The sequence below is a fragment of the Flagellimonas maritima genome, assembly GCF_003269425.1.
GTDB lineage: Bacteria > Bacteroidota > Bacteroidia > Flavobacteriales > Flavobacteriaceae > Flagellimonas > Flagellimonas maritima.
On record NZ_CP030104.1, the window covers coordinates 3,582,792 to 3,596,546 of the forward strand.

The 13,755-nt window shown below is 37.9% G+C and carries 12 protein-coding genes; 8 read left to right on the forward strand and 4 right to left on the reverse strand.

All coding sequences use genetic code 11. From position 1 onward, the window contains the following. Positions 1-3: 3 nt before the first annotated feature. Both HME9304_RS15955 and HME9304_RS15960 read right to left on the reverse strand, forming a co-directional pair. The gene (locus HME9304_RS15955; protein WP_112379521.1) at positions 4-1,077 is read right to left on the reverse strand and encodes a transporter substrate-binding domain-containing protein; all 1,074 of its coding nucleotides are present in this window, start codon (positions 1,075-1,077) and stop codon (positions 4-6) included. A gap of 59 nt (positions 1,078-1,136) precedes the next feature. Then, complete coding sequence (locus HME9304_RS15960) at positions 1,137-1,898, reverse strand: XRE family transcriptional regulator (protein WP_112379522.1); 762 nt, start codon at positions 1,896-1,898, stop codon at positions 1,137-1,139. 188 nt (positions 1,899-2,086) lie between these two features. Here HME9304_RS15960 and HME9304_RS15965 point away from each other — a divergent pair, with 188 nt between their 5' ends. The 4 genes from HME9304_RS15965 (at position 2,087) to HME9304_RS15980 (ending at position 5,862) form a co-directional block, all read left to right on the forward strand. Continuing rightward, entirely contained in the window at positions 2,087-3,349 is a 1,263-nt protein-coding gene (locus HME9304_RS15965) for a putative DNA modification/repair radical SAM protein (RefSeq protein WP_112379523.1), read from the forward strand. 193 nt (positions 3,350-3,542) lie between these two features. Then, positions 3,543-4,319, forward strand: a complete 777-nt coding sequence (locus tag HME9304_RS15970) for a TIGR03915 family putative DNA repair protein (RefSeq protein ID WP_112379875.1) — start codon at positions 3,543-3,545, stop codon at positions 4,317-4,319. Between the two features lie 170 nt (positions 4,320-4,489). Beyond that, positions 4,490-5,059 carry a hypothetical protein gene (locus tag HME9304_RS15975; protein WP_112379524.1) on the forward strand — a complete coding sequence of 190 codons (570 nt, stop codon included), beginning with the start codon at positions 4,490-4,492 and terminating at the stop codon, positions 5,057-5,059. Between the two features lie 143 nt (positions 5,060-5,202). Beyond that, positions 5,203-5,862 carry an AbiU2 domain-containing protein gene (locus tag HME9304_RS15980; protein ID WP_112379525.1) on the forward strand — a complete coding sequence of 220 codons (660 nt, stop codon included), beginning with the start codon at positions 5,203-5,205 and terminating at the stop codon, positions 5,860-5,862. Positions 5,863-5,924: 62 nt separating this feature from the next. Here HME9304_RS15980 and HME9304_RS17055 read toward each other — a convergent pair whose 3' ends face one another. Further along, positions 5,925-6,122 (reverse strand): hypothetical protein, encoded by a 198-nt coding sequence (locus tag HME9304_RS17055; RefSeq protein ID WP_164674862.1) that lies wholly within the window; start codon positions 6,120-6,122, stop codon positions 5,925-5,927. 380 nt (positions 6,123-6,502) lie between these two features. Between HME9304_RS17055 and HME9304_RS15985 the strand changes: the two genes are divergently transcribed. From HME9304_RS15985 to HME9304_RS15995, 3 genes are all read left to right on the forward strand, one after another. Beyond that, complete coding sequence (locus HME9304_RS15985; protein WP_112379526.1) at positions 6,503-6,910, forward strand: response regulator; 408 nt, start codon at positions 6,503-6,505, stop codon at positions 6,908-6,910. Next, positions 6,894-8,009: a sensor histidine kinase gene (locus tag HME9304_RS15990; RefSeq protein WP_112379527.1), complete on the forward strand. Its 1,116-nt coding sequence runs from the start codon at positions 6,894-6,896 to the stop codon at positions 8,007-8,009. The genes HME9304_RS15985 and HME9304_RS15990 overlap by 17 nt, the downstream gene beginning before the upstream one ends. 584 nt (positions 8,010-8,593) lie before the next feature. Further along, on the forward strand, positions 8,594-9,991 hold the full coding sequence (locus HME9304_RS15995; RefSeq protein ID WP_112379528.1) for an aminotransferase class V-fold PLP-dependent enzyme: 1,398 nt from the start codon (positions 8,594-8,596) through the stop codon (positions 9,989-9,991). Between the two features lie 227 nt (positions 9,992-10,218). Here the strand turns inward: HME9304_RS15995 and HME9304_RS16000 are convergent, their stop codons facing one another. Continuing rightward, entirely contained in the window at positions 10,219-10,743 is a 525-nt protein-coding gene (locus HME9304_RS16000) for a hypothetical protein (RefSeq protein WP_112379529.1), read from the reverse strand. Positions 10,744-10,879: 136 nt separating this feature from the next. Here HME9304_RS16000 and uvrA point away from each other — a divergent pair, with 136 nt between their 5' ends. Continuing rightward, a complete protein-coding gene (uvrA, locus tag HME9304_RS16005) occupies positions 10,880-13,741 on the forward strand; it encodes an excinuclease ABC subunit UvrA (protein WP_112379530.1) in 2,862 nt (953 codons plus the stop codon). Positions 13,742-13,755: the final 14 nt, after the last annotated feature.

Below are 13,755 nucleotides of genomic sequence, written 5' to 3' on the forward strand. Positions count from 1 at the left end.
GTTCTAGATTTCGTTCAGCCCATATTCAGAAAGCAAAATTTCCCATTTCTGTGTTTCAATAATTTCTAGAATAGCTTGGGATATTCTTTGCTCCAAGTGGACCTTGTCTTTTGCAATTCCAAAAGCATAAAACTGAACATCAAACTTAATGGGCAACAATTCCAGGTCGGTCAATAAAGAATCTTTTGCGATTCTATATTGTAAAATAGGTTCATCGTAGATAAAAGCATTTATTTTTCTATTTTTTAGATCGGTGAGACCTGGTAGGACACTGGAATATGGTTTGATGTTTTTAAAAAAATGGACTTTTAGAAAGTCATTGGCACTGGAGTTCTTGATAGTCCCGATATTTTGATCTTTAAAGGCACTGAAACTATTGGTATTATCGGAAAGCTGGTCCACGGTCAAACTGGATGCGATACTTGCCGTAAGCCCAGAAACAAATAAAAGTCCGCTGAGCATCAATCCCAGTGCTGCAATTTTTCCCATTCTTGTTTTTGGTGCCTTATCCCCGTATCCCACGGTGGTCATGGTAACTGCGGACCACCAAAAACCATCCCAGATTCCTTTGGCGTTTGAACGAAAATCCCTTGTATTTCTTCGTCTTTCAAAAAGCCAGATAAGAATACCAAAAAACAAAAGAATGAATATCAACAAAAGAAAACCGCGCAAAAAATTAATGTGCAAAAAAGATTCTAGAAAGTTCATCAACCTTTGAAAAGATGTGCTCTTGGGAACAACAATGGTAGAATGCGAAGCGTAAAAGGAATGTGTAAATTCCATATGCTTGCTGCGTTCCCCCGTAATGGTCAAGGGATTGATACTTATATCTATTCTTCCTGCTTTTAAAGAATCCAACATGGCAGAAAACTCCATTGGAACCATCTTATATTTTAAATCAAGTTCTTTCGCAACCTGTTTCCAAAGCCAAACGTTGATGCCGTGCATTGATTCATTTGAAGTGACGATAAATGGTGCAGCTGGAGTATATCCAACTTTTAAAGTGTCGCTTTCAACTTGGGAAAATACGGGTGAAAATGCATTGAAAAAGAATAAGATAACAAAAAGGTGCCTCACTACTTAAAAAGGTTGGTTAACCCTCTAATATAGTCAAGAATTTGGAAGAAATGGAAGAACTAGTTTTTTGTGTTTCCCACTTGCCTTTTTAATTCCTCCATGGATTGGTGCAATTGTCTTAGAAGTCCTGTTTCTGTAGTTGCATCGACATTGAAGGTAAGTTTACTGCTGACCTCCCATATTTCCTGTATTTGAAATGGTTTTATTTCATACGGTGGATAGGTCTCATTTAAGGATACCAAAGTAATATTATTGGAATTTGGCCTTTTTTCGATTTTCTTGACCAACACCGCATCTTGAAGCACTACAACATACATTTTATTGGAACTGACATAGTCAATGTGTTCTACAGCCTTTGCCAGGACCCAATCATTGGGCTTTAAATTGGGCAACATACTATCCCCCTCTACTTGAAAACCTCTGTACGTGGCATTTCTGAATTCTGGAATGGGCAAGTCGAATGCGGGCAATTGGTGGTACCAACTCGTATCAGCTATGTTTTGTGGGTATCCTGCAGCTGCTTTGGCATTGACCAAGACCATATTGTCATTGTCGGAACTATCTACGGTGACTACCTTCGGAATAACGCTGGTTCGGGATGTTTCCAAAAATTTGTCCTCACTTTCGCCAAACAGCCATAACGGATTTATATTAAATTGCCGTAACAACTCAGAAACAATTTTACCTGAAAGTTTTGTACGTCCTCTTTCAATGTCCGCCGTGGTATTGGAAACACCCAATAACTTTGCAAATTCCGCTTGGGTATGTCCATGTTCTCGACGTATCTCTATAAATCTTTTTAAGGTTATCTCCTTCTCCATAATTCTAGGACTGTGGGGTCGAGCGCAGTCAAGACCCATTATACATTTCAAAATTCTTCCAAACTACGCTTAAGAAGACCGTTGAGGCTATCAAATATACATATTTTGGAATATTTCCAAAAATTAATTTGGATTATTTCCATTTTAAGGAATATTTCCATAATTTTGGATTAATTACAAGTTTGACTATGAACTTTCAACGTATACAAGAGAAATTGAACATTTTGGCAGACGCTGCCAAATATGATGTTTCCTGTTCCAGTAGTGGCAGTAAGCGCTCAAATACCAACAATGGTTTAGGCGATAGTTCCGGTATGGGTATTTGCCACAGTTACACGGAAGATGGAAGATGTATCTCGCTTTTAAAAATATTGTTGACCAATCATTGCATTTTTGATTGCGCCTATTGCGTGACCCGAAAGAGTAATGATGTTAAACGTGCAGCTTTTAAAATTCAGGAAGTTGTGGATTTGACCATCAATTTTTATAGAAGAAATTATATTGAAGGGTTGTTTTTGAGCTCGGGGATATTTAAAAATGCCGACTATACCATGGAACGGCTCATTGCAGTGGCAAAGAAGTTGCGCGAAGAAGAGAGATTCAACGGGTATATCCATCTAAAATCAATACCTGGTGCAAGTGATGAATTAATGTACGAAGCTGGTCTGTATGCAGATAGGCTCTCCGTTAATATAGAAATCCCGACCATTTCAGGTTTAAAACTTTTGGCTCCTGATAAAAAGCATGAAGATTTTACGAAACCCATGTTGAAGGTTAAAAATGAATTGATTCGTTTCAAGAATGAACGTAAGATTATAAAAAGTACTCCTAAATATGCCCCTGCGGGACAAAGTACCCAAATGATTGTGGGCGCAACGGGCGAAACCGATAAGGATATCATGTATTCGGCAACCTATTATTATAAGAAATATAATATGAAAAGGGTCTATTATTCAGGGTATGTACCAGTGGCGGAAGATAGCCGTTTACCTTCCATTGGTTCACAGGTTCCCATGTTACGCGAAAATCGGTTGTACCAAACAGATTGGCTTTTACGATTTTATGGTTTTACCGTGAATGAAATTCTGAACAATGACCATCCCAATTTGGATGTGGACATAGACCCAAAACTTTCATGGGCATTGCGGAACTTGCACCATTTTCCAGTGGATATCAATACCGCTGATAAACAAATGTTGGCCAGAGTTCCTGGACTGGGTATTAAATCGGTCCATAAAATAATCAATGCAAGAAGATTTCGAAAATTGAACTGGGACCACCTCAAGAATATTGGAGTGGCCCTTAACCGTGCCAAATATTTTATGATATGCGATTCCAGAAATTGGGAGCGCAGGGATTTGGATGCGGATAGAATAAAAGGAATGATTTTAAAACAGTCCGTTGGAAAGTTTAGAAATCAGTATAGCCAACAGTTGGCCCTATTTAATTAAAGAGAGTATAATTCTTTTGTTATGAATAGCATAAAAAAAATAAATGTACCAAAACGCCCTGATTTTCTGGAACGGACGCGCCATAAGGTTCTAACTTTTGGTTACGACTATGTTATATTCAAAAGTAAGGTTAAAAAATACCTTGCTTCATCAAAAGAACAGCTCACCTCAATTCACCCTTAAATTTTTGATTATGAACTTATCTAAAACCCTTATATACGATGGAAGCTTCAATGGATTTCTTACGGCTGTCTTTATAGCTTTTGAAGAAAAACTGGAGGTTGTTGACATACAACGGAACTCACAAGAACAAGGCGGGCTCTTTTCTGAAACTGAAACAATTTTTACTAATGTTGAAAAGGCAAAGCGTGTTTGGAACGGCATACGCAACAAGAGCAATAATTCCATATCCCAAATATATTTTGCTTTTCTCAGCGAAGCCGATGGCGTAGAACTTATTCTATATACATACATTAGAAAATTGATGTCCTCCAAAAATGGAAAACAAATGGATTATTCGGATGGAACCGTACTTCGTATCAGTAAATTGGCACGTTCCGTAGGCCGTGAAAAACACCGTATGGAAGCATTCGTTCGTTTTCAGCTGACCAAAGATGATATCTATTTTGCCAATATTGAGCCTGACTTTGATGTGCTTCCTTTAATATCCAAACATTTTAGGAGTCGCTATGCCGACCAGCAATGGTTGATTTATGATGTGAAACGTAAGTACGGTATTTACTATAATTTGGAACGTGTTGAAATGGTATCGCTCAACTTGAACGAGATACATTTTAATAAAATCCATAAAAGTGATGCATTCCTTAACGAGGAATATGATTACCAAACCTTATGGAACGATTATTTTAAAAGTACCCACATTAAATCCCGAATCAATAGAAAATTGCATACACAGCATGTGCCCAAACGCTACTGGAAATATTTATCGGAAAAGAAAGAAACCGCTTAAAATTTAGTGTTCATCCGTTGGCCTAGTAATTCCGCATTGAATATGGGGATTTGCTAGGTTTCAACGACGCCTTTTACCAGTTTTGAAAGAAAATTCCGTGTTGCTCGTAATCAGTTTGTATAACCCCAATCATTACCAAATATAATATCCACGTAGAAGATAATTGTGCAATGGACTATATCAGTTTAATTATATCACTGGCGGTTCTTACCATTTCCGGATTAACGTTCTGGATGACACGGTTAAAAAATGGTAAGCTGAAAATGACCCGACCTACAATGTTATATTTCGGACCCGAAGTTGAAACGAACCTGAAGAAAGTATTTATAAAAACATTACTTTATAGTACCTCGGACAAAGGGAACTATGTGCAATACATGTATGTTCGCTTGCAACGCGGGGAATCCGTTCAAAATTTTAATATTTGGACCTATGATAGCCAAAACCATGCTAAAGGCAGTGGATTGTTTGTAAGTAAAAATGGGATTGCGTGCAACCATGATTTTTTAATGCCAAAGGACGGCACCCATTATAACTTTTTGGCAGGGGACTATCTAGTTCAGGTATTTGTTGAATCTGTTGATGGAAAGCCTAAAAAGGTATTTGAACAAGGACTTACAATAACAAAGGACCAGGCCGAAGCCATGAAATCCAAAAACCTTGGACTCTATTTTGATTGGGCTCCCAGTTCACAACAATATGTTTCACGTGTTGATGTTGCACCTAGAACCAAGATGTGAACAAAAACTGTATATTAAAACTAAAAGTGTTTATAATCCTTTATAGGTTCTTTTGTATTAATAAGAAAATACTTTGATCTTCGTTATCGGTCGATATAATTCATTAAAACGGAATTATATCTTTAACGTTAGCTGTAATTTGCATGACCAAAAAGGAACAACTTAAAAAAGACCTAGATAAGATTACTAAAAGTATCGTTACTTCCCTTCAGTCTTTTGAGTTCTGCTACTATTTAAACTATCCCAAAAACGACAATGAACTGGATAAAAAACATCTGGAATATATTACAAAATCAGGATTCTTTTCTTTTTCTAGATACGCGCTTTGGCGTTTAACAATTTTAGAGCTTCACAAGTTAACTAATGACAAAAAGGAAACTGACAAATACAACTTACATCATCTGTTGAGAAAACTAAAAAAAGATGGAATTTATAGTTCTTTAAAAGTTGATGGATTGAAAATTAATAAATGGGAAACGGAACTAAAAAAACAGACGGAATCCATCAATCAAGTTAGCAACTTGAGATTTAAACTATATGCTCATACGGACAATAATTATAAGGACATAATCAAGAATTCCGAACTAACTTTAAAAGCAACGGAGGACTTAATAAACGTTATTGTTAAAATTATATTCGAAATCTATTTAATTGTCTACGATACACACTTTGAATTCAAGCCGATATACGAAAGAAAAATAGTTAGGAAAATCATAAGCGACATCTTATCCAAAAAAGGATCGGACAGGAATAAAGTTATAGGAAAGTTTATAAAAAATGCGAATAAAAAAAACTACAGCTAACACTGTGTATAGCTCATTGCGGTCGGAATTTCCATACGGAAATTACAGCCTGATTCGCTACATTAGGGGCTACGGCAGAAAAGTCCGTTGGACGTTTTCCGCAACGAAGCCATACACGAACCGATAACAAAACCCTCTACACCACTCCCTATTTTGGCCACATAAATTCCAGCCAAAATATCAAAATCAGCTACTCCGCTCCCCCACAAACTGGTCGCTCTTCTTTTTAAACAACACATTAAATGTGGTGAGACTGCCATAAATACGGGTAATATAGTGTTAAAGGTCTACCTTTTCTTAGTCATCCAGATTTTTGCTGCTGTTTATTTTCTGTTCCATGACACGAATTTGGACCACGCCATCGCTTTTTCATAGACGATGTTCTCAAATTCCATTATAATCTGCAAAATGAACGATTTGATAAGAGCAGATTTATTCGACTTAAATAAATGGTATATAGTCATATTATCTTGCTATGCTTACAGCAACCTTTCTGTTAAAATCCAATATATCCTTTATAAAAACCCTTTGGATTTGAAAGAAAATTCAACGAACTTCGTTATAAATTGCTAAAAGCCATTAGAAAGTCGTTAGCTATAACGCTGTGGCACATCCTAAATGACCGAAGTTTTTACGGAAAATGACTGAAATTAAAACCGTGTGTATCGTTGATGATGACATTATTTTTGTCGAAATTACCAAAAGAGTACTGCAAAAATCCGGGTTTTTTAACGACCTATTGATTTATGAAAACGGAGACAGCGCACTAAATGGGTTAAATAAGATTATTGGGAATGGTGGCCATTTACCAAAAATAATCTTGCTTGACCTGAATATGCCCTTAATGAACGGGTGGGAATTTTTAGATCAACTATCAAAAGTATTATACAAAAATAAGATTTCTGTTTTTGTCGCAAGTTCTTCCAACGACCCAAATGATATAAATAAAGCCAAATCATATCAAAGTGTAGTCGATTATATTGTAAAACCTATTTGCAATGACGATGTAATACGCATAATAAAAACTTATAATGACCAAACCCAGTAGATTAGAAGACGTTAATTCATATGAACTCTTTGACACCCCAGCAGAAAAAGAGTTGGACGAGATTACCGAACTCGCTTCGATAATTTGCGGTACCCCAATATCCTTAATTACAATTTTAGATGATAAACGACAGTGGTTTAAGTCTAACAAAGGACTTGAGGTAAACGAGACTAAGATTGAAGACTCATTTTGCCAACATACCTTACATAAGCCTAATGAGGTACTCGTGGTTAACAATGCATTGGAAGATAAACGGTTTGTTGACAATAAACTCGTTTTAAACGATCCCAACATCCGATTCTATGCTGGAGCACCTTTAGTAACTAAAAATGATAACGTATTAGGGACTTTATGCATTATCGACAGAAAACCTAGGGAATTTTCTGAAGACCAAGAGCGAGCACTTCAAATTCTGGCCAAGAAAACAATGGACAAAATAGAGTCGCTAAAACTGATAAAAAACTTGACAACTACTATTAATTATAACACTGAGAAACTAATTAAACTAACAGAAAAGCTCCCCATTGGGATATTTGAAATGATGATTCTTCCAACTGGTGCAATGAAGTTTTCCTTTCTTAGTGAAGGTATTAGGAAATTGCACCCAAAAATTGATTTAAAAGACTGGGCCAATGATGCCTCTATTGGATTTACCTTGATGCATGAAGATGATATTCAGGGGTTACAAAATGCCCTGGCGACCGCTGTGAAAAATGAAGAACCACTCTATCATGAATATCGTGTGAAAGATGATCACGGCTATCATTGGCACGCGATAAAAGGCAATCCTGTTAAACAGGGAAGCGGGGAAACAATAATGTACGGTTACTTTACAGATGTTACCCATCATTTTGAGTACGAATCTGCATTGGAACAAATATCTTTTGATATTTCCCATGTCTTGCGTAGACCCGTATCAACAATGATGGGCATTACCGATTTACTTGAGTCAGAAGAAAATTTATCACAAAAAAAAATCAAAGAGTATTCTGGTTATATTAAATCGATTACAAAAGAACTTGATGAATTTACCCGAAAACTTAATAAGATTTATTCAAAAAAAAAAGTAAGAATAACTAGTCGCAAGCCACAATTATAGTTCTAAAATAAAAAGCTACGGAAAATACATCGCTATAAATCCACCTTTTCTTTGTCATTCAGGTTTTTGCTGCTGTTTATTTTCTGTTCCATAAGACGAATGTGGTCATTCACCATTACGATTTTAAAAGGGTTTTTTCAAATGCCGCTGGGGTATTATAAAAATCTTAAATGTTCCACTTTATCGTACTAGTATTGAATGTAGCTGTCACGTTGAGCACGTCGAGATGTTTTGTCGACCTTTCGATTGCGCTCAAGGTACTAAAAAACATTTCGACATATTAGTTTGACTATTGTTGCGATAGCGGATATACTAAAAGTCCTATTGCATCCATCATTGTCCAATATGGACGTAACACTTTTTAACTCTTAAGCCATTTTATTTATCACAAAAAATCCTCATCACAAAAACTTTCCAAAATAATATTAAGTTTGAAAACATAAGTGATTCTTTTACGAATGTTCTTGGCGCGTCAGCTAACCCATACCCACAAGAAACAAGTATCACAATAACCCCTATTGGCTTTATTATCAATTTCAACAATTGCGCTTTTTACAGAAGCGCTTAGCAATAGTATAGGATATATGATACGTTCACTATTTAGCAAAAAAAATACGCAGGTCGCTAAACAAAAGGAACTTGTCCATAACGCATATTTTAATTCGTTGAGAAACCTTAATTATGAAAGATTGGATAAGGACGGCCATGTATATCTTGACTATACCGGCGGAAATTTATATTCAAGTTTACAATTGGATAAGCACATTGAGCTACTAAGCAACAATACATTTGGAAATCCACATTCTACAAATCCCACCTCCCAATTATCCACCCGGCTTGTTGAGGAAGCCAGGGAAAAGATTATTTCCTTTTTCAATGCCGGGGATTATTATTGTGTTTTTACGCTCAATGCCTCAGGAGCGCTCAAAATAGTCGGAGAATGCTATCCCTTTAAGGATAATGGGCATTTTTTATTATTGACCGACAACCATAATTCCGTAAATGGCATACGGGAATATTGCAACAATTCTGGGGGTCATTATGAATATGTTCCCATGAACAATGTTGACCTCTCTATTTCTCGGGAAAATTTAATGCAGTGCCTTAAAGCTTCCAAGAGAAAGAACAAGCTTTTTGCTTTCCCTGCGCAATCAAATGTATCTGGGATAAAGCACGATCTTAGTTGGATTAGCAAAGCCCAGGAATTGGGCTGGGACGTTTTATTGGATGCAGCCGCATTTGTGCCAACTTCGATTCTGGATTTAAAAAAATACAGTCCCGATTTTGTTTCTATATCTTTTTATAAAATTTTTGGATATCCGACGGGGCTGGGTTGTCTTTTGGTAAAAAAAACCTCTTTTAATACATTGGACAAAAAATGGTTTGCAGGCGGGACTGTAAATTTAGCATCGGCCAAAGCACCATATCATTTTTTAGCCGATGGTCATGAACGGTATGAAAACGGAACATTGAACTACTTAGACATTCCGGCTTTAAAAATAGGTCTTGAGTATATGGAATCCATAGGAATGCAACGGCTCAATGAAAGAATCGATTCCTTAATGGACTATTTGTTCGCAAACCTAAAAGAAATGCAACACAGTAACGGCAATCCCCAATTGGAGATTTTTGGCCACCCCACAAGAAAAAATACTGGGGGAACACTGGTACTTTGCTTTAAAAACCCAGATGAATCAAAAATAGGTTTTGAGAAGATAGAGCAATTGGCCAACCAAAGGAATATTTCTATTCGTTCAGGGTGCTTCTGCAACCCGGGATTGGACGAAACAAACAATTGTCTAACAACACAAGAGATATCAGATTATTTCAAAAGTCGTGATTCCGGTGATTATTATGATATGATTAACCATTTAAATAAAATGCGGGGAGCTACACGGGTATCCGTTGGAATAGCAACAAACAAAAAAGATCTTGATACATTCCTAAAATTTGTAGCATCTCTTAAGGACAGGACACTATAAAGCCTAATATAAATTAATTGCATAATTAAATTGCTGAATTTATTAAAACCATGCAGTTAAAAACTCCATAATATCTCAGTATGTAATTTCTTTATTTTGAAGGAAAAATCTGCGACCTTCGTTATCGGTCGATACAATTCATTAAACGGAATCATATCTTTAACGATAAAAAACCCTCTACACCACTCCCTATTTTGGTCACATAAATTCCAGCCAAAACATCACAATCAGCTATTCCGCTCCCCCACAAATTGATCGCTCTTGTTTTTAAACAGCACATTAAATGTGGTAAGACTGCCATAAATACGGGTAATATATTGTTGCAGGTCCACTTTTTCTTGGTCGTCCAGGTTTTTGCTGCTGTTTATTTTCTGTTCCATCACCCGAATGCGGTCACGTACCATTACAATTTTGTGAAAGAAGGTGTCAATCGGCATTTCTTTGTTGGCCAATGCATCGCCAGGTTCCAAAATCAGCTTTCCATTGCGCCATTTATCCGCAATGGCCACCTTTTCGGTGGTATCGCCCCATTTTTGTAGAATGGATACCAGGGAACGTTCCACATCAAAAAAACTGACCGTATCCACTTCATTTTCAACCCTATGGATAACCGCAAAATCGGCATCAATAGCAATGGTTTCCAATCCATTCTCCAAAAAAGTGACCCAATAATGTTGGGAAGATACATTGGTGACCACTCCTTTTCCATATTCAGGATGGTCAATACGAGAGCCTATGCCCAGTAATTTCATACGTTTAAAATTTAATAAAAGCCAAATGGATTGACCGGTTTTTCATTGTTCCAAAAATAAGGCATCAATTAACAAAAACGAAACAGGAAGTCACTTCCTTTTTAAGATTCAAAACCTTATTTTAGCAGCTTGTGCTATGATCAATTACGAAGAAAATATTGAAGTTCGAGGAGCAAGGGTCCACAACTTAAAAAATATCGATGTTACCATTCCAAGAGAGAAATTAGTAGTCATTACCGGCTTATCCGGTAGTGGCAAATCCTCTTTGGCTTTTGATACCATTTATGCAGAAGGGCAGCGCCGCTATATCGAAACCTTTTCTGCCTATGCCAGACAGTTTTTGGGCGGACTGGAAAGACCGGATGTCGATAAAATTGATGGCCTATCCCCCGTTATCGCCATTGAACAAAAGACCACATCAAAATCACCACGTTCCACCGTGGGCACCATAACAGAAGTCTACGATTTTCTCAGGCTACTTTTCGCTCGTGCAGGAGACGCCTACAGTTACAATACCGGTGAAAAAATGGTGAGCTATTCCGATGAACAGATCAAAACACTGATTATCGATTCGTACCGCGATAAAAAAATCAACGTGCTGGCGCCAGTGGTCAAATCGAGAAAAGGACATTATCGTGAGCTTTTTGAGCAAATTGGGAAACAAGGTTTTGTAAAGGTCCGTGTTGACGGGGAAATTCTGGACATTACCAAGGGAATGAAGGTGGACCGTTACAAGACCCATGATATTGAAATTGTAATCGACCGTTTAAAAGTGGTTGAAAACGAGGATTTCCATAAGCGTCTCAACGAAACCATAAATACGGCCATGTGTAGTGGCAATAACGTCTTGATGGTCTTGGAAGAAGGTGAAAAAGTGCCTCGGTACTTTAGTAGGGACCTCATGTGCCCATCCACCGGTATTTCATACCCGACCCCGGAACCCAACACTTTTTCCTTTAACTCCCCAAAAGGAATGTGCCCAAACTGTAATGGTCTGGGCCATGTGCACGAGGTCAACGAAAAAAAGATTTTTCCCAATAAAAAATTTTCCATAAAAAATGGTGGAATCGCCCCGCTCGGGGAATATAAAAAGTCTTGGGCCTTTAAACAGTTGGAAACCATAGCACAGCGCTACAAGTTTGAATTGACGGACCCGTTGGAAAAAATACCTTCGGAGGCCATGGATATCATTTTGAACGGCGGTAAAGATAGCTTTGAAGTAGATTCAAAAACCTTGGGAGTCAAACGCCAATATAAAATTGATTACGAAGGTATTTCCAACTTTATCAAAAACCAGTTTGAGGAAGCCAATTCCACTTCCATAAAACGTTGGGCAAAAGAATACATGGACAAGGTCCAATGCCCGGAATGCAACGGGGCCAGATTACGCAAGGAATCTTTATATTTTAAGGTCGGCGAAAAGAATATAGCGGAACTTGCACATTTGGATATTGCCGAACTCGCTGCATTTTTTAAAGCATTGAACAGCAATCTTGAAGGCAACCAAAAAATAATCGCCGAAGAAATCATCAAGGAAATAAGTACCAGAATCCAATTTTTATTGGATGTTGGTCTGGATTACCTATCCTTGAACCGTAGCTCCAAGTCACTTTCAGGAGGCGAAGCACAACGCATTCGCTTGGCAACACAGATTGGTTCACAGTTGGTGGGAGTCCTCTATATTTTGGACGAGCCAAGTATAGGATTGCACCAACGCGACAACGAGCGTTTGATAAATTCTTTGATCTCGCTCAGGGATATTGGAAATTCTGTTATAGTGGTGGAACATGATAAGGACATGATAGTACATGCGGACCATGTAATCGATATAGGACCCAAGGCAGGTAAACATGGAGGCGAAATTATCTCTGAAGGAAAACCCGAAGACCTTAAATTACACCATACCCTGACCGCTGAATATATAACGGGCGAACGTGAGATACCCGTCCCCAGCAACCGCAGAAAAGGAACTGGGAAGAAAATCGTTCTATCGGGGTGTACGGGAAACAATTTGAAAAATGTTACCGTAGAGTTTCCTCTGGGTAAATTGATTGGTGTTACAGGAGTGTCGGGCAGTGGAAAATCAACACTGGTCAATGAGACCCTCTACCCTATCATGAACGCACATTATTTTAATGGCGTTAAAAAACCCATGCCCTATAAAAAAATAAAGGGACTGGAACATGTAGATAAAGTCATTGATATCAACCAATCTCCAATAGGAAGGACTCCACGTTCCAACCCAGCAACGTATACCGGTACCTTTAGTGAAATCCGCGCCCTTTTTGCAAAAACCACCGAAGCTACCATCAGAGGCTACAAACCTGGAAGGTTCAGTTTTAATGTGGCGGGGGGACGTTGTGAAACCTGCCAAGGCGGTGGGCTTAAAGTCATTGAAATGAATTTTCTGCCGGATGTTTACGTAGAATGTGAAACATGTAACGGGAAACGCTTCAATAGGGAAACTTTGGAAATCAGGTACAAAGGGAAATCCATTGCGGATGTGTTAGAAATGACCATTAACGAAGCGGTGGACTTTTTTGAGATGATTCCCAAAATTCACAGAAAACTCAAAACGATTAAGGACGTGGGCTTGGGCTACATTTCTTTGGGACAGCAGTCCACTACCCTTTCCGGTGGTGAGGCACAACGAGTAAAACTGGCCACTGAACTCTCTAAACGTGATACGGGCAACACATTTTATATCTTGGATGAGCCAACCACTGGACTTCATTTTGAAGATATTAGAGTGCTGATGGAAGTTTTGAATAGATTGGCGGACAAAGGCAATACCATTTTGGTCATTGAGCATAACATGGATGTAATCAAAATGATGGATTATATCATTGACATTGGTTATGAAGGTGGCCGCGGTGGCGGAATGGTTGTGGCAAAAGGAACACCTGAAGTAGTTGCCAAGGATGAAAAAAGTTATACGGCAAAGTTTTTGAAGAAAGAATTGGATACTGCTAAACTAAAAGTTGCATCGGCAGTCTAAAATAGAATATCAAC